Source organism: Aliiglaciecola sp. SL4 (assembly GCF_041538045.1).
Classification (GTDB): Bacteria; Pseudomonadota; Gammaproteobacteria; order Enterobacterales; family Alteromonadaceae; genus Aliiglaciecola.
Genome location: NZ_JBGOSE010000001.1, coordinates 703,236 through 724,050 on the forward strand (window position 1 = coordinate 703,236; position 20,815 = coordinate 724,050).

Here is a 20,815-nt window from a genome sequence, read left to right on the forward strand (position 1 = left end):
ACCTCGATTTTCAGGGCATTAGAGTCCAAATGTAGGTTTAGTGCGAATTGAACCAGCTTAAGCGCTCTCGTGTAACATTTCTCTGACTTTTTGATAGCGTTCAAATTGCTCATCATTAAGTTCACCGTTCTCAATCACACGAATACAATTGTCGATTAATTTTTGAATCGAAATATCGGATTTATTGGTGTTCTCGTTCATCGTGATAGCTTGTAGCAAATTTAAAGCAATGGCGATATTTTTGGGCATTACTGTAAAAGCTTGTCTGAAAACACGTAACGCATCTTCTAAGTCACCTCGTCGATAAAAGGCAACAGCAGTGTTGTTAAGTTCTTTAGGTGTTTGTTTAATGGTTGAGCGTTCTTGTTTTTCTTGTTTTACATAATGCAAAAATAGACTACCTTGCTTTTCGTCTTTTTTACATCTTTGCTCAATTACATCCATTATATTGTTAGATTTTTCATACAGTCCTAACTCATGAAATGCTTTCGCTTTGTCTAACAGGGCATCCATACTTTCTAATTCCCAATTTTCTTCAGCTAGCTGATCAAGTAAGGCTTTGGCATTTTCTTTTTCGTCTTGCAAATAAAGGAGGCGGGCATCAATCACTTTAATTTGATCGTGAAGTTCGGCCTTTGGAAAAGCAGACTTAAATTGTTTTACATATTCGTTTGCTTGCTTAAGTAAATTGTAAGTTTCACTTTCATCAGCGGTCATAGCGAAGTCAATTCCAGCTCGGGCCACGTTTAAGTAGTTTTCCGGCTTATCATGAATTGAATCTTTGGCAAAACGCACAATTTTCTTAGCTGCGTCAAATTGAGTTTCATAATCATGGGTGATCCGTGACAAATCCAACGCCGTTCTGTGACGTCTGATGTTGCGAGGGGATATTTCAGTTGCCATCACAACGCATTCTAACGCCACATCAAAGTCTTTTTGTTTGATATGCAGCGCAGATAGTAAATCATAAGCGGCCAACTGGGAGTCAGACTTAAACGCTAATTCAAGGACTAACTTTTCAGCTTCGTCATCTTCATTTAAGCGTATATGGGCATTCACTAAGCCTAATTGCGCCCAGGTAAAAGACTGCACATTAATAATGGCTTGATAAAACTCTTTTGCTTGCTCGTAATGACCGCAGGCTAATAATAACTCTCCCTTCGTTTTAAGGGCTAAGGGGAAAAATTCAGCATTTTTGGGCTCAGATAAAAATAACTCTACCTCTGCAAGAGCTTTAGATAGCTGCCCTTTACCCATATAGCGATAAACTTTTTTGAGGGCACGCTTTCTTACCAATACCTTGGTTAAGCGTTTATCTAAGTCATTTACAGTAAAGGGTTTGGCGAGAAAATCATCGGGTTGCAATTCGACAATGCTATGGACTAAATCTGAGGTGGTATCGGCGCTAATAAAAATAAATGCGGTACTAGGCTCTAGTTCGCCATTATGTTTTAACTGATCGTACAGATGATAACCATCGTGATCTTTTTTCAAGTTGTATGAGCAAATGATCAGATCATAGTGTTCATGCCTGATTTTATTCAATGCATGTTGAGCTCTATCCACATAAGTAATCTGGTTAAAACCCAGTTCTTCTAAAGAGTATTTCATATAGCCTTTAGCTAAAACTTGATCATCAACGACCAGTACTTTTGTTTCTTTCGATATCTGGGGATTCATAAGCCAATAAATTTGCAAACAGATAACTAGGTTATCGTACTTTTTACGATTTTGATAAGGTCTTTTTGCTATCCAAGGTTAAAATTTTTGACCTGAATCAACGGAATAACCTTTATTGCAGCACTTGTATTTAATAAAAGAGTAGGGGGGCAATACCAATAATTTTTGCAAATGAGTCATTCAGTTGCTTACCTGCTAGGTAAAGCTAGAACTATGGCTGTCTAGCTTTAAATCTGTCTAGAAGTAGAGAAATAGAGAAATAGATATTTTGCAACATGGAGGAAAGTGGTGGACGCTACTGCCGGCTCGGTCTGAAAGACTTGACCAGTGACCCTCGCCTAAAGATTTTCTAACATGGAAAAAGATGGTGGACGCTACTGGGCTTGAACCAGTGACCCTCGCCTTGTAAGGGCGATGCTCTCCCAACTGAGCTAAGCGTCCATTTTGAACTTTAAATCTTGCAGAAAATTGGTGGACGCTACTGGGCTTGAACCAGTGACCCTCGCCTTGTAAGGGCGATGCTCTCCCAACTGAGCTAAGCGTCCAATTTTCTTCTTTACTTGCTGTGCTTGGCAAGTGGAGCGCTATTATAGATATGCGACTTAGACTGTCAACCCTAATCTATAAAAATATTGTTTAAATGCTGATTTTCTATCCATTTGGCTATTTTGCCGAGTGATTTATGTACAAATGGCCTTAAAAAAGTCGCTTATCGTGGATTAGTTTTTAAAATTGGTTTTTTTTAGCCTACGTAGACTGGTAAACTTCGCGCACTTAATTAAAAAGGAAACAATAATGTCCGTGATCACCCGTTTTGCTCCCAGTCCCACCGGTTATTTACATGTAGGAGGTGCAAGAACAGCACTTTATTCATGGTTATATGCCAAGAGTAAAGGAGGTAAGTTTGTATTGCGGATTGAAGATACTGATATTGAGCGTTCCACCCAAGCGGCAATAGATGCCATTTTGGAAGGAATGGATTGGTTGGGTTTGGATTATGATGATGGACCTTACTATCAGACTAAACGTTTCGACCGTTATAAAGAGTTGATCGACCAACTGCTCAGTGAAGGAAAAGCCTATAAGTGTTTTATGAGCTCTGCAGAATTAGATGATATTCGTGAAAAGCAAATGACTGCCGGTGAAAAACCTCGTTATCCAGGAACTTGGCGCGACAGAACAGATCATCCAGAAGATCAGCCTTTTGCTATTCGCTTTAAAAACCCGTTAGAAGGCACAGTCGTAATCAATGACCATATACGAGGTAAGATAGAAATCGCCAATGCTGAATTAGATGATTTGATCATTCAGCGCAGTGACGGTACCCCTACTTATAATTTCTGCGTTGTCGTTGATGATTGGGATATGGGAATCTCTCATGTGGTTAGAGGGGAAGACCATATTAATAATACTCCTCGTCAAATAAACATATTAAAAGCGCTAGGAGCGCCTGTTCCAGAATATGCTCACGTATCGATGATTTTAGGTGATGATGGTAAAAAACTGTCTAAACGGCATGGTGCGGTGGGTGTCATGCAGTATAGAGATGATGGTTACCTTCCCCAAGCATTGTTGAATTACCTGGTTCGTTTGGGTTGGTCCCATGGCGACCAAGAAATTTTCTCCAAACAAGAAATGATTGATTTGTTTGATTTAGATTCCATTGGTCAGTCAGCTTCGGCATTTAACACCGATAAACTTATTTGGTTAAATCAGCATTATATTAAAACGTTACCGGCAGCTGAAGTTGCAGAGCATGCCAAATGGCATTTTCAGCAACAGAACATCGATGTAAATAACGGACCTAGTCTTGAAGCGGTTATTGAAGCACAGGCTGATCGTGTGAAAACCTTGGTTGAGTTAGCCCAGATTAGTCGATACTTTTATGAAGAGTACGAAGAGTTTGATGCTAAGGCCGCGAAAAAACATTTACGTCCTGTTGCTAAAGAAGCGTTAGTGTTAGTTAAAGAAAAATTATCGAATATTACTGATTGGAGCCCGGAGTTAATTCAGAACGCTATTAATGAAACTGCAGAAGAACTAGAGATTGGTATGGGTAAAGTGGGTATGCCGTTACGAGTGGCTGTGACAGGGGCGGGGAACTCGCCTTCTCTAGATGTTACGTTACACCTGTTAAAATCTGAACAAATTGCACAACGAATCGACAAAGCGCTCATTTATATAGCAAACAGAGAAAAAACATAAAAAAATCTTAAAAAAGTCGTTGACATAAAAAGGTCTGATGCCTAGAATGCGCCCCGCTGTCAAGGAATGGTAGCTAGCTAAAACAGCTTAGCCACTAGTGACATATAGCACGGGGCTATAGCTCAGCTGGGAGAGCGCTTGCATGGCATGCAAGAGGTCGGCGGTTCGATCCCGCCTAGCTCCACCAATATCAAGGATTGTTTACTACCACCTAGGCCAGTAAACATTAGATATGACAAGAATTTGATTTTGTAAGGCGTTTTAAGTTGTAGGGTGGTTCATCATCCGATAATGTCGCTCCTCTCGCAGGCTCGACTCGTCTTACAGAAATTTATCGAAGCTTGCTTCGATAGGCAAAATTTCTGTCCCCATCGTCTAGAGGCCTAGGACACCGCCCTTTCACGGCGGTAACAGGGGTTCGAATCCCCTTGGGGACGCCATTTTAAACAGAATACAGGACGTATTCGGTGGCCGGCAACGGCAACAAGGAATGCTTAATTCACACTCCTGGGCGAATTAAGTAAATAGTAGAGATAGAAAATTGGTTTTTGTAAGTCGTTTAAAGTTGTAGGGTGGTTCACCATCCAATAATGTCGCTCCTCTCGCAGGCTCGACTCGCCTTACAGAAATTTATCGAAGCTTGCTTCGATAGGCAAAATTTCTGTCCCCATCGTCTAGAGGCCTAGGACACCGCCCTTTCACGGCGGTAACAGGGGTTCGAATCCCCTTGGGGACGCCAATTAGAAAAACCGCACTTTTTAGTGCGGTTTTTTTATGTCTGTTTTTTATGCCAGAAGAAAATAGAACCGTTTCTATCATATTATCCATGCCTGTCCTCAATGAGCTTTTCTATCGCATTATCTATGCCTGTCCACAATAAGCTTGTTCACTGATATGAGAGCTTGCTCTAAAAGCTTTGTTTCTAATTTCATCTGAATCCCTAGTTTGCACAAATAGCGTAGCTGTTGCATATTAGGTGCTATTCGAACTTATCGGTAAATAGCATTGAGTCCATTGACGTGGATAGGCGATAAAATAGCGCACTTTTTACAAAAGCCTAGCCCAACATACCAAAGTGAAACCACTTGCCAACCTGAAGCTTTAATTAAAACCTTAAAAAAGGGCGACGTATTGCTTATTGACGGTATTAGTCGGGTAAGTACTGCAATTAAATATTTAACCCAATCCAGCTGGTCACACGCCACCTTGTGTATTAGTGACCAATATGGTGTTGAAAAACCGGATATTGCTAAAGTACAGCTTCTTGAGGCTGATGTAGTGGAAGGGGTTAGGGTGATAAATTTACAAGAGTATGTGGAACAAGGTACTCGAATCTGTCGACCTGTTAGTCTCAATCAAGAGGATATTGAAAAAGTAATAGCCTACGGGAAACAGCGAATAGGGCATCAGTATGACACTAAAAATATTCTCGATTTAGCCCGATACTTGATTCAAACGCCTCCTGTACCTGTGGGTTGGAGACGGAATATGCTGTCTTTAGGGAGCGGTGATCCGACACGAGCCATTTGTTCTTCTTTGTTAGCTCAAGGATTTCAGTCCATTGGCTATCCTATTTTGCCGCAAAAAGTAAAGCCTACTAATAACAGCGGTTATCAATCTAAACTTAAACATTTTTTCCAATCTAGACACCACACTTTGTTTGTCCCAAGAGACTTTGACATCTCGCCTTATTTCGCCATTATAAAACCCACTATCGAACAACACTTCGATCCCTATACCTTTAACTGGGATTCTGAAACTAAGATAGAGACAGAAAACCAACCACCTGCTGTTGCAAGTGATTAGCTGGAGATTGAAGTGCTTGAACTGAAACCAAATTGTGAATGGTGCGACAAAGATTTACCGCCTGAGAGTGAAGAAGCGTTTATCTGTACTTACGAGTGCACCTTTTGCCAAGACTGTGTTGAAACTGTACTTTTGAATGTTTGCCCTAACTGTGGTGGTGGCTTTAGTGCCAGACCCATAAGACCAGCTACTGATTTTCGGTCGGGTGTTAGCTTGCAACATCAGCCAGCATCAAACAAACGGGTGCTCAGTCCTTATAGCATCGATGAAATTCGAGCTTTTCGTCAATCCGTGCTGGCTAAATAAAATAGGCTTAAAAAAGCAGATGAAATTGAACTCCCAAAATATTGACTCACCTTGTATTCGCAATTGCTGCTTAGACCAAAATGATGTTTGCGTGGGCTGTTGTCGCAGCATAGAAGAGATATTAGCGTGGGGTAGTGCTAACGAGCAACAAAAAGCTAGCATACTGCTTGAGGTAGAAAAACGTAAAGGGCAACGAAACAAAATTTCAAATAACAGATCATAAAACTGCCATTCTTGCTACAATCCGCGACTTTCTGAAGCCCTTTAGTTTAATTATTTGAAATGAAAATAGTGTTAGCGCCTATGGAAGGCGTGGTTGATCATCTAATGCGCGATATGCTTACGCAAGTTGGCGGTTTTGATTCCTGCGTGACTGAATTTGTGCGTGTGGTGGATCAGCTGTTACCTAGTAAAGTGTTCTACCGTTTATGCCCAGAGTTGCACCAGCAAGGACTCACACCCTCAGGTGTGCCGGTAAAAGTGCAATTGTTAGGGCAAGAACCTGATTGGTTAGCCGAAAATGCAGTCAGAGCTATTGAATTAGGCTCCCATGGCGTAGATTTGAATTTTGGCTGTCCTGCTAAAACCGTAAACAAAAGTAAAGGCGGAGCAGTTCTTCTAAAGGAGACTGAAGCTCTTTACAAAATCGTATCGGCCGTCCGTAAAGCCGTTCCATTAGAGCACCAGGTCACCGCCAAAATGCGCTTAGGCTTTGAAGACAAGTCATTGGCCATTGAAAATGCCCAGGCTATTGAATCTGCTGGGGCTAATAGTCTAGCAATACATGCACGAACAAAAACCGAAGGTTATAAACCGCCAGCGTATTGGGAGTGGATCGGCAAAATACGTCAGCAAACACACATTCCCATAATTGCTAACGGTGAAATTTGGTCAAAGACAGATGCAACTCTCTGTCAACAACGCTCTCAGTGTGATGACATAATGTTAGGTCGCGGCGCATTAGCGATGCCAAATCTAGCCCAAGTGATACGACAAGACGCTCAAGAAATGACTTGGGAACAGGTTAAAGCCTTGCTGTTGACCTATTCAGGATATGAAATTTTTGGTGATAAAGGTCGATATTATCCAAATCGAATAAAACAATGGTTAGGCTATTTAAAAGTACAATATCCACAGGCGGAAAATTTATTTTTACGTATTCGTGCTTTGACTAAATCTGCAGACATTGTCGCGGTTCTGCAGCAACCATAATAATCAAAAACCCTCGTTAATAGGGGGCAACAATCAAGGTGATTTGAGATGGCATTGAAGCCTACAATTTATAAATTTCGTATTTCGTTAGCGGATATGGACAGACATCATTATGACAATTTAAACCTAATCGTCGCACAACATCCATCAGAAACAACACAACGAATGATGGCGAGAATAGTGGCGTTTTGTATTAATGCACAAGATCGTCTCGAATTAACCAAAGGATTAAGTGAAACCGCAGAGCCGGACATTTGGTTAAAGGAAGCAAACGACGATATCAGCCTATGGATCGAAATAGGTGAGCCTGAAGTTGAAAGAATCAAAAAAGCGGCTCGTTTAGCCTCTGAAGTCTTGGTATATAGCTTCAATACTAAGTCGGATGTGTGGTGGCAACAATCAGCAGCAAAATTTAAGCAGTTAAACGCAAAATTTTATCGATTCCATTGGCAGCACATTTGCCAACTAAGTGAATTAATCGAACGAACCATGGATATGACAGTGACGATTTCTGATCAATCTGCGTTTATCGCCACCAACTTAGGTGAATGCGAAGTTCCTTGGGATGAACTCTAAGACAGTTAATTGCAGTATCTTCAACAACTGATATATTTAATTCTATCAAAACCCACCTAGCTTTCTTTTTTCTGTGGCTTTAACAGAGCGAATTAAACATTGGTAGGCGGGTTTGACCATTCGTTATTGATATACATTAGAAAACAAAAACAAAAAAACGAACTTACTTACGGCAGGAAATCATGAAACTACTATCTACCTACGCAGGGATGTCCCTCAGCGTTTTGGCTAGCCTGTTATTGGCTGGTTGTGATGCAGAACAACCCGAAAAAGAGCCACCAGTCACCCTCAACAAAAACCCGTTCCCCAGTACCTATCAAGCGATGGAAAGTGAACCAACGTTAATTACCAATGTACACATTCTTGATGGAATTGGCGGTTATATTGAGTCTGGTGCTGTTTTTATCAGTGACGGCAAAATCCAAGCTATCGGAAAATCTGTGAGTGTGCCAGATGGAACTAAAACTATTGATGGAAAAGGCCAGTGGGTTACCCCCGGAATTATAGATGTGCATAGCCATCTTGGTGTTTATGCCACACCCGATACCGCATCCCATTCCGATGGCAATGAAATGACGGATCCCGTTACTGCACAAGCTTGGGCCGAGCATTCAATTTGGCCACAGGATCCCGGGTTTCACCGCGCTCTGATGGGAGGGGTAACTAGTTTACAAATTCTCCCAGGGTCAGCCAACTTAGTGGGTGGTCGAGCGGTTACGGTTAAAAACGTGCCAAACCGAGTAATTCAAGATATGAAATTTCCAGGGGCGCCTTACGGTATGAAGATGGCGTGTGGTGAAAACCCTAAACGAGTATACGGTAAACGAGGCGGCCCAGGAACGCGTATGGGTAACGTTGCTGGCTACCGCCAAGCCTGGGCTGATGCCCAAGACTACAAAAACAAATGGGATCGTTATTATGCCGAGTACGATCAAGGTAAAGATCCTAAAGTGCCTAAACGGGATTTGAAATTAGAAACCTTAGCAGCTGTGCTAGACGGTGAAATTATCGTTCACATGCATTGTTACCGTGCTGATGATATGGGCACAATGCTCGATGTAATGAAAGAGTTTAACTATCAAATTGGCTCTTTCCACCATGCTGTTGAGTCCTACAAAATTGCTGATAGATTAAAAGAAAACAATGTTTGTTCTTCAATGTGGGCAGACTGGTGGGGCTTTAAAATGGAAGCCTATGACGGCATTCAAGAGAATATTCCTATGGTTCATGCCGCAGGAGCTTGTGCCATTGTGCATTCTGATGACGATAAGGGGATCCAACGTTTAAACCAAGAAGCCGCGAAAGCTTGGGGCAATGGTAAACGTGCTGGGATCAACATATCGCAAGCGGATGCATGGCAGTGGTTATCTGCTAATCCGGCGAAATCCTTGGGGATTTTTGAACAAACCGGTTCTTTGGAAGTGGGTAAAAATGCCGATTTAGTGCTTTGGAGTGCGGATCCGTTTTCTACTTATGCAAAAACCGTCAACGTCTATATTGATGGAGCCCTTGCCTTTGATCGTAATGATCCCAGTAGCTGGCCAGTTAGTGACTTTGAGTTGGGACAACCAGGTGAAGGAGATAGCAAATGATTAACTTACCTAAATTACGTTCATTGGCTGTATTAGCGGTTTCGTTAAGTAGTGTATTTAGCGGTGTAGCCCTGGCGCAAAATATTGCAATCGTCGATGCCACTGTTCACACCATGACCGAGCAGGGCACACTTAATAATGCCACTGTGCTAATTAGAGATGGCAAAATTCAAACTATCCTAACGGAAACGCCTGCCTTAACCGGATACGAAATTATCGATGGCAAAGGTAAAGTCGTGACCCCAGGTTTGATCGGCGCGTTTACCTCTTTAGGACTAGTCGAAGTTAGCTCGTCTGCAGGTACCGTAGACAGCAGTGCCTCTGCTAATGCAATCAGCAGCACTGGCGCTGCATATGACGTATCTTACGCAATTAATCCAAATTCTTCGTTATTAGCAATTTCGCGCATAGAAGGGGTGACCTCGGCGGCGACTAGCATGAATAGAACCGGTCAGTTGTTCCAAGGACAAGGAGCTATAATTACTCTTGCTCAAAGCATGGGCCCGCTGATGAAAAAAGCTGCTTTTGTGACTACCGGTGTTGATAATGACGCTGCAGACCACAGTGGTGGTAGCCGCGCGGCACTTTGGGTTGCCTTGGAGCGTGCTCTAGATGAAGCGAGTTATGTAAACGGTAAAACACTCAATCCACAATCGCCATGGTACGGTATGAGCAGTCTAGATGATGCAATGGCCCTAGTGCCGGTTATCAAAGGTGATACACCGTTGATGATTGCTGCACATCGTGAAGCTGACCTACTTCAAGTGATCGCATTAAAACAACGCCATCCTGCGCTAGATATTGTGGTGTTATATGCCACTGAAGGTTGGAAGGTGGCGAGCCAATTAGCTGAAGCAAATATTTCGGTCATTCTGAACCCTGAATCGAATTTGCCTTACGAATTCGATCAATTAGCGGCCACAATGGAAAATGCAGGACGTTTACAAAAAGCCGGCGTGACAATTGCCATTGGCATGAACACTCACAACATTCGGTTAGCTACCCAGCATGCCGGTAATGCGGTTTCTCATGGTTTACCCTACAATGCTGGTCTTGCTGCGTTAACCATCAACCCAGCTAAAATATTCGGTATTGATGATAGAGTGGGTAGTTTGAGTGCAGGTAAACAAGCGGATGTAGTGGTTTGGTCTGGTGATCCCATGGAAGTGGCTGAGGGCGCTGAGGTTGTTATCATTAACGGTGAGTTAGTGGACATGACCTCTCGTCAAACAAAACTCCGTGACCGCTATTTACAACCTGTTAGTGGTAAGAGTGTGCATTACACTCGACCTTAACGGTTGTCAGTAACAAAAAACCGAGCTTAACTAGCTCGGTTTTTTGTTTTGGTTATCAGGGTTGTCTTGTAAACCAACTAAGCCTGAGTATTAATCAAAGAGCCTACACGAGAATTAGGTGTAGGGTTGTTTTCTGCTGACGATGTCGGTGCCGGAGATTCAAGCTCGGCTTGTCGCTGTTGAGTGTCAACCTGTCGCGCCTGCTGTTGCGGTGCTGCCTGAGCAGCAGAATTGCTAGTTGAAGAACCTACTTCCATTTTTGTCATCCTCGTTGCTAAAATTTATCTATAAATATAGTACAAAAAATAACAGCATGCACATTCGTTAGTTTTTTTGTTACTGAATCCACGGCTCTAATTGTTGCTGCATATAATCAGCGATCATTGGCTGAGCTTGCAAATTGGGGTGGATGCCATCTTTTTGCATTAACGATTTATCTAAGGCAATGTCCTGCAAAAAGAACGGAATCAATGGAATATCATTTTGTTCGGATAAATCAGTGAACATTCCGGTAAACATCTGATTATATCTGCGACCGTAATTCGTGGGGATCTGCATTTGCTGTAAGATTATTGTTATCCCTTGCTGCTGAGCAATATCGATCATCCCTTGAATATTGTCACGCATCTTTTTTACGGGATGACCTTGTAATCCGTCATTTCCGCCCAATTCAATATATAAATGGGTTGGGGTGTGTTGTTCGAGTAGTCTAGGCAGTCGCGCTAGAGCGCCATCTGTGGTTTCACCGCTAATTGCAGCGTTTACAACGTTTATGCCATGGTTTTGCCACGCATTTTGTAACAAACTAACCCAACCTTGCTCTTGCGTTAGTCCATAAGCCGCGCTTAAGCTATCGCCCAAGATCAGTATTTTTACCGCTTGCGGATTGTCAACTTGTTGAGCTTGTAAGTGATCTGAAATACTCAGTAAAAGTATAACTATTAACCCAACATTGAACAGACGAATTCTGTCTCTTTTAAACCATAAGTGCACTATGACATCAACTCCAAATGTAATGATAGAAACTAAACAAATCACCAAAGTAGTAAGTACGAGCGAAGGTGAACTTCAGATCCTTCAACCAATTAGTTTTAAAGTCAAGGCTGGTGAGTCAGTTGCCATTATTGGTGCGTCAGGTTCCGGTAAATCAACATTGTTGAGTTTATTGGCTGGTCTGGATCAAGTGACTGATGGCGAAATTTACTTAGCGGGCTCACCTTTGCATTCTTTGGATGAAGAACAGCGAGCTAGATTGCGTGGTGAAAAAGTCGGATTTATTTTTCAAAGTTTTATGTTAGTTCAGAGTCTAACTGCGTTAGAAAACATTATGCTACCAGCTGAAATTGCCGGCTTAGATAACGCTAAACAACTTGGTCAAGAGATTCTTGAACAAGTGGGCTTGGCTCACCGTGGTAATCATTATCCCAATCAGTTATCTGGTGGTGAGCAACAACGTGTGGCCATTGCTCGTGCCTTTATTACTAAACCGAAGATTTTATTTGCTGACGAACCAACGGGTAACTTAGATGCTGCTAACAGTGAAAAGGTGGAATCATTGTTGTTCGAATTAAATCGCGATTCGGACACAACCTTAGTGCTAGTGACCCATGATCCGGTACTGGCAAAACAGTGCCAGCGTCAACTTAATATGCAAGGGGGCGTGTTAACCGAGGTGACCTCTGATCCTCAGGACACTCAACCAGACCAGCAACAACAGGCTAGTTAATCATGAAATATGGATTTAATTTAGCTTGGCGATTGTTTAAGCACGAAGCAAAGCGAGGCGAGCTGACGATAATTCTGTTTGCGATTATTTTGTCTGTTGCAGCAGTATTGTCTCTATCATTGTTCAGTGAGCGTCTGCAAGGTGCACTAACCGCAAAGTCTGCCGAGTTTATCGCCGCAGATCGACGTTTGGAGTCGGATAAGCCGGTTGACCCAGCATGGATAGCGAAAGCTAAAGAGTTAGGCTTAGAAACCACACAACAAGTGTATGCCCGCTCCATGGTGTTTGGTAACGAGCAAATGACCTTAACCAGTCTGCGCGCCGCCGCTGATGGTTATCCATTAAAAGGCGAGTTAAAAACTTCCACAGAGGCCTTTGGCTTAGGTGAGCTTACCGCTGAATTACCTGCCGCAGGAGAAGCCTGGGCTGAGTCACTGTTATTACAAAAACTCGGTTTAAAACTCGGTGACAAAATTGAGGTGGGAGACAAAGAATTTAGTTTAACGCGGGTGATAACCGATGTACCCGATTCTGGCTTTAGTGTCTTTGGCGGAAACCCCAAAGTGCTCATTGGCCTTCAAGACTTAGCTGCCACTCATATAACGGGCCCGGGCAGCAGAATTGACTATACCTACTTTTTTGTGGGCAATAGCAGTGATTTAGATGATTATTATGATTGGTTGCGACCCCAATTAAATCGGGAAATTCATTCTTGGCAATCTGTAGAAGATGATGACTCGCAACTTGGTCGCTCTGTGGGTAGGGCCGAGCAGTATTTTTTACTGGCTAGTTTGTTGGCTATCGTTTTAGCCGCTGTGTCCATTGCTGTTGCTGCACAGCGCTACAGCCAACGACATTATGATCCTGTGGCAATTATGAAAACCCTAGGGGCCAGTAAACAATTGGTACAACGAATTTATCTGTACCAAATATCTTTTATCACTGTGTTAGGCATTGTGTTAGGCACTGTCGCTGGATTTATTATTCAACAACTGGTGGTGTTAGCCATTGCCGATAAAGTGAATGTGTCCATTGACGTCTGGCACTGGCGACCTTTAATTATTGCGGTTTTCACTGGAATGATTTGTGCGGTTTTATTTTCACTGTACCCATTGTTAAAACTATTTTCGGTGCCACCACTGCGAGTTCTTAGACGGGATCTCGGAGCGGGGATGAGTTCACGGGTATTGCAGTTTGCGGCCACCGGTTCTGCTATTTTATTGTTGATGTGGGCGTACAGTCAGAACTTGAAAATTAGTTTAATCCTGTTTGTCTCAGGTATTGTTTTGGTCTGTGCATTATTGGCTATTACCTATGGTCTTATCGCTGTGGGGCGAAAGCTCGGACAGGGTAAAATGGGAGCGTGGCAATTAGCTTGGGCCAGAATTAAAAGACGGGCTATGGATAACAGTGTTCAGTTAATTAGTTTCTCGGTGACTATTATGCTGTTACTTGTGGTTTTGGTTATGCGTAACGATATGGTTTCACAATGGCGCGACCAGTTACCACAAGGCACGCCTAACTATTTCATGTCAAATATTACCGAACAACAACGGCCTGCATTGGAACAACATTTTAACCAATTAGGGGTTGAGACGGATGTGTTTTATCCGGTTGTACGGGCAAGGTTTGTATCTATTAATGACGAAAAAATACGTACCGAAATCACTAAAGAAGATGAAGCCAAGCAAGATAGTGGTCGTAACGGTTTGGGTCGAGAGGCAAACTTAACTTGGAGTAACACACTTCAAAATGAAAATGAAATTGTCGCTGGAAAATGGTTAGACGAATGGCAAACCGGGGACGAATATGGGGTGTCTGTTGAAGAACGACTAGCGGCAAGGTTAAACATTAAGTTAGATGACAAGCTTACCTTTAATATTGGTAGTGAGGTGATTACGGTTACCGTAACCAGCCTGCGTAGTGTGAATTGGCAGACCATGCAGCCTAATTTCTTTTTTGTGTTGCAACCAGAAGCAATGCAAGAATATTTACCCACTTACATAACTAGTTTTTATGTTCCTACCGATGACAAGGCGAAGATTGCGCAACTGATGCAGCCATTTTCCAGTGTCACCCTATTTGATGTGGATGCAAGAATTAATCAATTACGGGACATAGTCGATCAGGTCTCAGTTGCCGTTGAGTTTATTTTAGTTCTAGTGTTAATCGCCGGTTCTTTGGTATTAATCGCACAAGTTCAGGCTAGCATGGACGAACGACAGCAAGAATTAGCGATTTTACGTACCTTAGGGGCAAAAGGTAGCTTAATACGTGCCAGCGTGATTTACGAGTTCTTAATCATCGGCTCAGTGGCGGGTCTCATGGCGGCGTTTGCCAATGAGCTCACTCTGTATCTATTGCAGTCACAAATTTTTGAAATGCAGGGTAAGTTGCATTTTGAATACTGGATTATTGCCCCCCTTGTTGGTGCGATAACGGTAGGATTGTTAGGGGCTGCTGGGTGTTGGCGCTTGTTGGCGTTGAATACCAGTCAATTATTGCGAAAGATGGTTTAATCGATTATCTAAAACCACAAACTAAAAAAGGGCAATTTGCCCTTTTTTAGTATTCAGAATAACGAAAAACAGGTTTTATTCTTTGGTACAGGACAAACACAGGGAAACAGAATCAGAAAATCGCAAAGCATGGGGCTTGTCTACTTCAGCTTCGGCGTAAATCACCCAAGGGTGCTCGGCGGCAATTTCAAGAACGTCAGAGGTTAGCTTTTCCAATAAAGAAAAACGGTTATCTTCGACTAACTTAATAATGCGTTTAGTAATGATTTTATAATTTAACGCATCTTCCATATCGTCTGAGTCAGTGGCTTGCTCGGCATTATAATGAATCTTCACATTTACGATAACGTCTTGTTTGTTCACTATTTCATCTTCATTAATACCAATGTAAGTGCGTAACCTAAGGTTTTTAATTCTAATAGTGGCTGGATTCAGCTTCATTTATTGTTACTTCCTTAAAAATCGCGAAATGTTGTCTAATCGTTGTGTTTTCAATGGCGCTATTATCTGCTAGTTTGTCAGCCAACATCAAATAATCCAATGTGAATCTGTATGGAAACTAAGTCGCCCACTGCGATTAAAGCAATACTCGTGTTAGCCTGTGTTGTCGTTATTTTAGCTGGAATTAAAGCTGCCAGCACAATCGTAGTTCCTTTTTTATTATCAATTTTTATAGCGATGGCATGTCATCCAATCATCCATTGGGCATCGAGATATAAGGTACCCCGGTGGTTATCGGTCATCCTGGTTATACTATTAATTGTGATATTTGGATTTATGTTAGCAGGTTTAGTGGGTAACTCCATGGCCGAATTTCGTGAAAATATTCCTCAATACAAACAACAATTAAGTGATGAGCTGGTTTGGGTAACAACTAGGCTTGAGAGTTTGTTTAGCATTGAAGTTAATAGTGATTTATTAGTTTCTTATTTAGATCCGGGCATCGCCATGAGTATGGCAACCAATATACTTACTAGCTTTGGTAGTGTATTAACCAATTTTCTACTGATCATTCTAACCGTTGTGTTTATGTTATTTGAAGCCGACTCTGTGCCTAAAAAAGTGCATATCGCCCTTGATGATCCATCTATGAAAATTCAGCAGATCGACAAATTTTTAGTCTCGGTTAAAAATTATTTGGTGATCAAAACCATCGTCAGTATTGGTACGGGAACCGTGATTGGTCTTTGGTTGTATTTCCTAGGACTAGACCACTTTATGTTGTGGGCAGTGTTAGCATTTTTATTAAATTATATTCCAAATATAGGATCTATTATTGCCGCAGTGCCAGCTGTTCTTCTTGCGTTTGTGCAATTGGGCCCTGGTATTGCTGGACTTACCGCTATTGGTTATGTGGTCACCAATACTGTGATGGGAAATGTGGTTGAGCCTAAATTTTTGGGTAGAGGACTGGGTTTATCTACCTTAGTGGTGTTTTTATCATTGATTTTTTGGGGATGGTTATTGGGTACGGTAGGGATGCTATTGTCTGTGCCGCTCACTATGATCGTAAAAATAGCACTAGAGTCGAATGAGGACAGTCGTTGGATTGCGGTCTTGTTAGACAGTGAAGATATTCCCGAAGAGCAACAAGAACAAGAATCGGCTGATGTTAATCAGGTGCCTGAGTAAAGGTCATTTCAATTCTGGCTCCACCTAGAGTGGAGTCAGTAATTTCCATCTTACCGTGGTAAGCCGTGATGAGATCGCTGACCACTGCCATACCAATGCCTTGGCCTTCTTGATAGCTATCTAAGCGTTTTCCTCGGTGCAGTAACTCCTGACGATGCTGAGGCTCAATACCTTTACCATCATCTTCTACGGTAATCAATAAACGATTATTGTTCTGCTGTGCGGCTACTTTGACTTGGGATTTTGCGGCTTTGCAGGCGTTATCCATTAAATTTCCAAGTAATTCCATTAAATCCGTTTGGTCGCCTTTAAATTGGCATTTTTCATCAACCTGTAGGATGATGGTTAAATGCTTATCCGCATGCACTTTAGCCATCGCTGACTGCAGTTTTTGCACTATGGTCAATACACATATCCCTTGTTCCCAACCACTGCCAGCACCGGCAACAGCGCGCTTCAATTGGCGTTGAATAATATTGTCTATTTGCGAAAGAGGCTCGTTGGCAGAGTGGGGTAAGTTAGGGTTACCGGTCAGCACGGCCAAAGGTGTTTTTAGGCTGTGGGCAAGGTCACTAAGACTATTTTTGTAGCGACTACGTTGTTGTTGTTCGGTATCCAGTAGGTGATTAATACTACGCTTTAGCTTTTCCAATTCAGGGGGATAAGTTTGTTGTAATCGCTGAATATCGCCTTCTTCGGTTTTTTTAATTTGCGTAATTAAGGTATTTATTGGACTCAATGCCATGTTCAAACTGGCAATAAGCACAATTAAAAGTAACAAAGCTAAAAAGCCGAGCCAATACCAAAGCGTATTTGAAAAAGCGTCGCGTTCTTTTTCAAAAGTGAGTTGATCTTGGACGATGAAAAAACTCACTGGTACAAAGTCGACATCCCCTTCGAATTCAGCAGTGTAGGAGTACAAAAAATAATCTTTACCCATAGCAAAATCAGTTAAAAATATTTCTTTACCGATAATAGGCGCATCTAACCGAGGTTGTTCAGGCCAGTTTAAAGTGGATAAGGATTGCCATACTATGTCATCGTTTATTTTAATAAATGCGTATAAACCAGAACCTGGAATGTTGAGTTTATCGTTAAACAACTGTTCTGGCATTTCTGGCTCAGCCTCTACCATTTCAAATTCAGAAATCAGAGTGAGACTTTGAATACGCAGTTGTTCGAGCATAGATTGACTCAAACTATCCGTATAGGCTTGTTCTAGGGTCATTGCGCCTAGGGGAATGAAAAGCAGCAATGCCAGCAGGGCTGCAGCAAAACTTCTTAGGCGCAGGGATAATCGGATCATAGCTCTCGATTAATTCGGTAACCACGTCCGCGCAGGGTTTCTATGGGCTTGTAGTCATTTTTCGGATCGAGTTTTTTGCGCAGTCGCCCTACAAACACTTCAATAACATTACTATCTAAATCAAAATCTTGGTCATAGATATGTTCAGTTAATTCAGTTTTAGATACTACTTTTTGCGGATTCAAGAAAAGGTACTCTAGCACCTTATATTCATAGGCAGTGAGTTCAAGAGATTGCCCATCTACGGTCACTTCTTCAGCTGTTGTGTCTAAGGTTATGGGGCCTTTTTCAATTAACGGGTTAGCCTGTCCTGATGAGCGACGAATAAGAGCTTTTGCCCGAGCTAAGAGCTCTTCGTTGTGAAAAGGTTTGGTAAGGTAATCATCAGCACCAGCATCTAATCCCTCTACCTTCTCTTGCCAACGATCCCGCGCGGTTAATATCAGAATCGGGCAGGTGACGTTGTTTTTACGAGCATTTTTTATCACATCAAAGCCATCGATAATAGGCAGTCCTATATCTACTATGGCTAAGTCATAAGGGTGTTCAGCTAACAAATAACTGGCTTTAGCGCCATCATCGGCTAAATCTACGCTATAACCATGCTGCTGAAGTAACTGATCTAATTGGGTTAACAACCTACTATCATCTTCGACTACAAGAATGCGCATTATTTATCTCTACTACGTTGTTTGGTTATTTTACCTGAGCGTTTATCGACATCAACCGTGACCACACGTCCGGTTTTTTGTAACACTTTTACCTTGTAGGTATTTTTGCTTTGGTTAACACGCAATACTCGGCCTCTAACCTTCTTCAGCACTTTTTCTGCGGCTTGGGCTTTATCAATGCTGCTGTTTGATTTTTCTTGAGCTAACACTTGCCCGCCGAAGCTAAGGGCAAATGCCATCAACAACAAAATCAATTTACGTCTACTGAGCACAATCAAAATGGGTTCCTGACTCGTTGGCGTTTAAATAATAACAAAAAGTTTAATGTCTTCTGGGTGAAACCTTAACCTTGACCTTCACTGTATTACCAGGATGGGACTGCATAAAGGTTTCATAAGCTGCACCTTGATAACGATATTTTACGTTATAACCTTTGATTTTTCTTACTTTTTTTGATGTTTGATAAACAGTCTCACAATGTTGAATGACAGAAGTACTGTACTGTGGCCCTTGGGCCTGACTTCCAATTGCGCCACCAATCACCGCACCTGTTATTGTGCTGCCGCGATTATCACCGATTACATTACCGATCACGCCGCCAATTACCGCGCCAGCAATGGTAGATTGAGCACGTTGGTGAGAGTTATTATAGCTGATCGTTCGTTGAACTGGGTAACACTGCTGCACGGGCTGTTTAACCGCGGTATATTGATAAACAGGATCAACTTTAATCACTTTTGCATAATGATAATGATAATGGGCTAAGGCTTGAGTCGTTGAAAAACCAAACAATAAGGTAGCGATTGAAATGTTTTTTAGATTTAACATTGTGTCTCTCCTTTGAAATCTTAGGATCATAATAGGCGAGACTAACTGAACTATAACTGAACTGAACCTTATCGGTAAGTTAAGGTTGGCCGGGTTAAACTGATTGAATGGACTCTTGCTGTAACGGATTTACGCAGGTAGCTGAAATCGTACTATTTTTATTTTTGGTGTAAATGTGTATTTCTAAATCCATATTTCTCAGTTTGTACCACAGATCTAGATTATCCTCACCTGGACAAATAATTTGCTGTAAATACTGCTCTTGCACATTTTTGGCTAAATCCAGTTTCTGAGGAATTTTAATAAAAGCTCTTACTTCACCAAAAGAGGTGTTCGAACCTTGATAATGCCAATCACCTAAATGTAAAGCTGAGTAGAAGGTTCTATCCACGGTTTCCAAGGTTTGAGGGTCTGCTTGGTAGCTATCTTTATCGGCAAATTGTACAATTTTCATCGAGAACAATTGATTACAGGCAGAAATGCTCAACATGATCACACAAAGCAAAGTAGCTCTTTTAATTAATTTAAGCGTAAATTTGTGTGTGTTTTTCATTGGCTAAACTCCCGTTATTACACAGGATATCGGCTTGCAATTAAAAATCTTGAATGGCTAACCTTACGAGGTACTGTTTAATTAAAGGTGACATTCCGTCAACTAGATGTGGTAATTGTGTGTATATGTGAATCGTTAACTAAGCGAGGAAGATTAGGGTAAACCTCTTAATCGAAGTCGACTTTTTTTCGCAGGGATTTGGTTTTTCCAGCTTTTTTCTTACTTTCCACTCGTCGAATTTGAGATGATTTGGTGGGTTTGGTAGCGCGCCTAGGCTTGGGTTTTTCACCGGCTTTTTTAATAATCTCAACTAATCGAGTGATGGCATCTTCACGGTTTTGTTCCTGAGTACGATAGTTTTGCGCCTTGATAACTAGAATACCGTCATTGGTAATACGGCTGTCTTTGCTGTTGAGTAAGCTGGTTTTGTAAAACTCGGGCAAAGTAGAGGCGTTAACATCAAATCGTAGGTGGATGGCGCTGGAGACTTTATTCACATTTTGGCCGCCAGCACCTTGGGCACGAATAGCACTCATATCAAACTGATCGTCTGATATGCTCAAGTGTTCTGTTATCTCTATTCGTGCCATGTTTTGCTACCTAGGGTAATGTTTGTGAAAATGGTTTAACCACTACACTTTTGAATACTCCAGCACCTATGTACGGGTCGTTATCAGCCCACTGTTGTGCGGCGCTTAAACTATCAAATTCAGCGATGATCACTGAACCGGTAAATCCAGCTTCACCTGGGGTTGCGCTATCAATTGCCGGGCAAGGACCTGCGACCACTAAACGACCTTGCTGTTTGAGCGACTCTAATCTTTCCAAATGGGCCGGGCGGACGCTTAGTCTCAATGGCAAACTATTGGCTACGTCTTCAGCGTAAATGACATACAACATTGAATTAT

General features: G+C 42.0%; 22 protein-coding genes and 5 tRNA genes. 14 read left to right on the plus strand and 13 right to left on the minus strand.

The genetic code is table 11. The features are described from left to right. Positions 1–57: 57 nt before the first annotated feature. From AB6T38_RS03145 to AB6T38_RS03155, 3 genes are all read right to left on the minus strand, one after another. Positions 58–1,680, minus strand: coding sequence for a response regulator (locus AB6T38_RS03145; protein ID WP_372545921.1), 1,623 nt, complete (start codon positions 1,678–1,680; stop codon positions 58–60). A 365-nt stretch (positions 1,681–2,045) separates the two neighbouring features. Then, positions 2,046–2,121: transfer RNA gene (locus tag AB6T38_RS03150), tRNA-Val, on the minus strand. 28 nt (positions 2,122–2,149) lie between these two features. Beyond that, positions 2,150–2,225: transfer RNA gene (locus AB6T38_RS03155), tRNA-Val, on the minus strand. Positions 2,226–2,475: 250 nt separating this feature from the next. Here AB6T38_RS03155 and gltX point away from each other — a divergent pair. The 11 genes from gltX to AB6T38_RS03210 all read left to right on the plus strand — a co-directional run bounded on the left by gltX (position 2,476) and on the right by AB6T38_RS03210 (position 10,672). Beyond that, positions 2,476–3,885, plus strand: coding sequence for a glutamate--tRNA ligase (gene gltX / locus AB6T38_RS03160; protein ID WP_372545923.1), 1,410 nt, complete (start codon positions 2,476–2,478; stop codon positions 3,883–3,885). 111 nt (positions 3,886–3,996) lie between these two features. Then, positions 3,997–4,072, plus strand: a tRNA-Ala gene (locus AB6T38_RS03165). Between the two features lie 177 nt (positions 4,073–4,249). Then, a tRNA-Glu gene (locus AB6T38_RS03170) sits at positions 4,250–4,325 on the plus strand. 223 nt (positions 4,326–4,548) lie between these two features. Next, positions 4,549–4,624: transfer RNA gene (locus AB6T38_RS03175), tRNA-Glu, on the plus strand. Positions 4,625–4,890: 266 nt separating this feature from the next. Next, complete coding sequence (locus AB6T38_RS03180) at positions 4,891–5,691, plus strand: YiiX/YebB-like N1pC/P60 family cysteine hydrolase (RefSeq protein WP_372545924.1); 801 nt, start codon at positions 4,891–4,893, stop codon at positions 5,689–5,691. Between the two features lie 12 nt (positions 5,692–5,703). Then, the gene (locus AB6T38_RS03185; RefSeq protein WP_372545926.1) at positions 5,704–5,997 is read left to right on the plus strand and encodes a DUF1272 domain-containing protein; all 294 of its coding nucleotides are present in this window, start codon (positions 5,704–5,706) and stop codon (positions 5,995–5,997) included. A gap of 19 nt (positions 5,998–6,016) precedes the next feature. Then, complete coding sequence (locus AB6T38_RS03190; RefSeq protein ID WP_372545928.1) at positions 6,017–6,220, plus strand: DUF1289 domain-containing protein; 204 nt, start codon at positions 6,017–6,019, stop codon at positions 6,218–6,220. Between the two features lie 59 nt (positions 6,221–6,279). Then, on the plus strand, positions 6,280–7,209 hold the full coding sequence (gene dusC / locus AB6T38_RS03195; RefSeq protein ID WP_372545929.1) for a tRNA dihydrouridine(16) synthase DusC: 930 nt from the start codon (positions 6,280–6,282) through the stop codon (positions 7,207–7,209). Positions 7,210–7,257: 48 nt separating this feature from the next. Continuing rightward, positions 7,258–7,785, plus strand: coding sequence for a YaeQ family protein (locus AB6T38_RS03200; protein WP_372545931.1), 528 nt, complete (start codon positions 7,258–7,260; stop codon positions 7,783–7,785). A gap of 182 nt (positions 7,786–7,967) precedes the next feature. Then, entirely contained in the window at positions 7,968–9,377 is a 1,410-nt protein-coding gene (locus tag AB6T38_RS03205; RefSeq protein ID WP_372545933.1) for an amidohydrolase, read from the plus strand. Next, positions 9,374–10,672, plus strand: a complete 1,299-nt coding sequence (locus AB6T38_RS03210) for an amidohydrolase family protein (RefSeq protein ID WP_372545935.1) — start codon at positions 9,374–9,376, stop codon at positions 10,670–10,672. The genes AB6T38_RS03205 and AB6T38_RS03210 overlap by 4 nt, the downstream gene beginning before the upstream one ends. 77 nt (positions 10,673–10,749) lie before the next feature. On the opposite strand, the gene AB6T38_RS03215 is transcribed toward AB6T38_RS03210, so the two are convergent. After that, complete coding sequence (locus AB6T38_RS03215; RefSeq protein WP_372545937.1) at positions 10,750–10,929, minus strand: hypothetical protein; 180 nt, start codon at positions 10,927–10,929, stop codon at positions 10,750–10,752. A 79-nt stretch (positions 10,930–11,008) separates the two neighbouring features. Beyond that, on the minus strand, positions 11,009–11,665 hold the full coding sequence (locus tag AB6T38_RS03220) for an arylesterase (protein WP_372545938.1): 657 nt from the start codon (positions 11,663–11,665) through the stop codon (positions 11,009–11,011). Position 11,666: 1 nt separating this feature from the next. On the opposite strand from AB6T38_RS03220, the gene AB6T38_RS03225 reads away from it, so the two are divergent. Next, on the plus strand, positions 11,667–12,398 hold the full coding sequence (locus tag AB6T38_RS03225) for an ABC transporter ATP-binding protein (RefSeq protein WP_372545939.1): 732 nt from the start codon (positions 11,667–11,669) through the stop codon (positions 12,396–12,398). A 2-nt stretch (positions 12,399–12,400) separates the two neighbouring features. Next, positions 12,401–14,917: an ABC transporter permease gene (locus AB6T38_RS03230; RefSeq protein ID WP_372545940.1), complete on the plus strand. Its 2,517-nt coding sequence runs from the start codon at positions 12,401–12,403 to the stop codon at positions 14,915–14,917. Positions 14,918–14,992: 75 nt separating this feature from the next. Here AB6T38_RS03230 and folX read toward each other — a convergent pair whose 3' ends face one another. Then, positions 14,993–15,358: a dihydroneopterin triphosphate 2'-epimerase gene (folX, locus tag AB6T38_RS03235; protein WP_348493203.1), complete on the minus strand. Its 366-nt coding sequence runs from the start codon at positions 15,356–15,358 to the stop codon at positions 14,993–14,995. Positions 15,359–15,469: 111 nt separating this feature from the next. Here folX and AB6T38_RS03240 point away from each other — a divergent pair, with 111 nt between their 5' ends. Further along, positions 15,470–16,549 (plus strand): AI-2E family transporter, encoded by a 1,080-nt coding sequence (locus tag AB6T38_RS03240; protein ID WP_372545941.1) that lies wholly within the window; start codon positions 15,470–15,472, stop codon positions 16,547–16,549. Here AB6T38_RS03240 and AB6T38_RS03245 read toward each other — a convergent pair. From AB6T38_RS03245 to AB6T38_RS03275, 7 genes are all read right to left on the minus strand, one after another. Next, the gene (locus AB6T38_RS03245) at positions 16,530–17,855 is read right to left on the minus strand and encodes an ATP-binding protein (protein ID WP_372545942.1); all 1,326 of its coding nucleotides are present in this window, start codon (positions 17,853–17,855) and stop codon (positions 16,530–16,532) included. The genes AB6T38_RS03240 and AB6T38_RS03245 overlap by 20 nt on opposite strands. Then, complete coding sequence (locus tag AB6T38_RS03250; RefSeq protein ID WP_372545943.1) at positions 17,852–18,526, minus strand: response regulator; 675 nt, start codon at positions 18,524–18,526, stop codon at positions 17,852–17,854. The genes AB6T38_RS03245 and AB6T38_RS03250 overlap by 4 nt, the downstream gene beginning before the upstream one ends. Further along, positions 18,526–18,798: a PepSY domain-containing protein gene (locus AB6T38_RS03255; protein ID WP_372546044.1), complete on the minus strand. Its 273-nt coding sequence runs from the start codon at positions 18,796–18,798 to the stop codon at positions 18,526–18,528. Before AB6T38_RS03255 ends, AB6T38_RS03250 begins: the two co-directional genes overlap by 1 nt. Before the next feature lie 49 nt (positions 18,799–18,847). Beyond that, positions 18,848–19,354 (minus strand): glycine zipper 2TM domain-containing protein, encoded by a 507-nt coding sequence (locus AB6T38_RS03260; protein ID WP_372545944.1) that lies wholly within the window; start codon positions 19,352–19,354, stop codon positions 18,848–18,850. Positions 19,355–19,448: 94 nt separating this feature from the next. Continuing rightward, complete coding sequence (locus tag AB6T38_RS03265; protein WP_372545945.1) at positions 19,449–19,907, minus strand: hypothetical protein; 459 nt, start codon at positions 19,905–19,907, stop codon at positions 19,449–19,451. A 167-nt stretch (positions 19,908–20,074) separates the two neighbouring features. Further along, on the minus strand, positions 20,075–20,497 hold the full coding sequence (arfB, locus tag AB6T38_RS03270; RefSeq protein WP_372545946.1) for an alternative ribosome rescue aminoacyl-tRNA hydrolase ArfB: 423 nt from the start codon (positions 20,495–20,497) through the stop codon (positions 20,075–20,077). 10 nt (positions 20,498–20,507) lie between these two features. Continuing rightward, complete coding sequence (locus AB6T38_RS03275; protein WP_372545947.1) at positions 20,508–20,807, minus strand: YciI family protein; 300 nt, start codon at positions 20,805–20,807, stop codon at positions 20,508–20,510. Positions 20,808–20,815 lie beyond the last annotated feature (8 nt).

Coding starts and splice junctions, on each gene's coding strand:
- AB6T38_RS03145 (WP_372545921.1), bottom strand. CDS start 1,680: ATGAATCCCCAGATATCGAAAGAAACAAAAGTACTGGTCGTTGATGAT.
- gltX (WP_372545923.1), top strand. CDS start 2,476: ATGTCCGTGATCACCCGTTTTGCTCCCAGTCCCACCGGTTATTTACAT.
- AB6T38_RS03190 (WP_372545928.1), top strand. CDS start 6,017: ATGAAATTGAACTCCCAAAATATTGACTCACCTTGTATTCGCAATTGC.
- dusC (WP_372545929.1), top strand. CDS start 6,280: ATGAAAATAGTGTTAGCGCCTATGGAAGGCGTGGTTGATCATCTAATG.
- AB6T38_RS03200 (WP_372545931.1), top strand. CDS start 7,258: ATGGCATTGAAGCCTACAATTTATAAATTTCGTATTTCGTTAGCGGAT.
- AB6T38_RS03205 (WP_372545933.1), top strand. CDS start 7,968: ATGAAACTACTATCTACCTACGCAGGGATGTCCCTCAGCGTTTTGGCT.
- AB6T38_RS03210 (WP_372545935.1), top strand. CDS start 9,374: ATGATTAACTTACCTAAATTACGTTCATTGGCTGTATTAGCGGTTTCG.
- AB6T38_RS03215 (WP_372545937.1), bottom strand. CDS start 10,929: ATGGAAGTAGGTTCTTCAACTAGCAATTCTGCTGCTCAGGCAGCACCG.
- AB6T38_RS03225 (WP_372545939.1), top strand. CDS start 11,667: ATGACATCAACTCCAAATGTAATGATAGAAACTAAACAAATCACCAAA.
- AB6T38_RS03230 (WP_372545940.1), top strand. CDS start 12,401: ATGAAATATGGATTTAATTTAGCTTGGCGATTGTTTAAGCACGAAGCA.
- folX (WP_348493203.1), bottom strand. CDS start 15,358: ATGAAGCTGAATCCAGCCACTATTAGAATTAAAAACCTTAGGTTACGC.
- AB6T38_RS03240 (WP_372545941.1), top strand. CDS start 15,470: ATGGAAACTAAGTCGCCCACTGCGATTAAAGCAATACTCGTGTTAGCC.
- AB6T38_RS03245 (WP_372545942.1), bottom strand. CDS start 17,855: ATGATCCGATTATCCCTGCGCCTAAGAAGTTTTGCTGCAGCCCTGCTG.
- AB6T38_RS03250 (WP_372545943.1), bottom strand. CDS start 18,526: ATGCGCATTCTTGTAGTCGAAGATGATAGTAGGTTGTTAACCCAATTA.
- AB6T38_RS03260 (WP_372545944.1), bottom strand. CDS start 19,354: ATGTTAAATCTAAAAAACATTTCAATCGCTACCTTATTGTTTGGTTTT.
- AB6T38_RS03265 (WP_372545945.1), bottom strand. CDS start 19,907: ATGAAAAACACACACAAATTTACGCTTAAATTAATTAAAAGAGCTACT.
- arfB (WP_372545946.1), bottom strand. CDS start 20,497: ATGGCACGAATAGAGATAACAGAACACTTGAGCATATCAGACGATCAG.
- AB6T38_RS03275 (WP_372545947.1), bottom strand. CDS start 20,807: ATGTTGTATGTCATTTACGCTGAAGACGTAGCCAATAGTTTGCCATTG.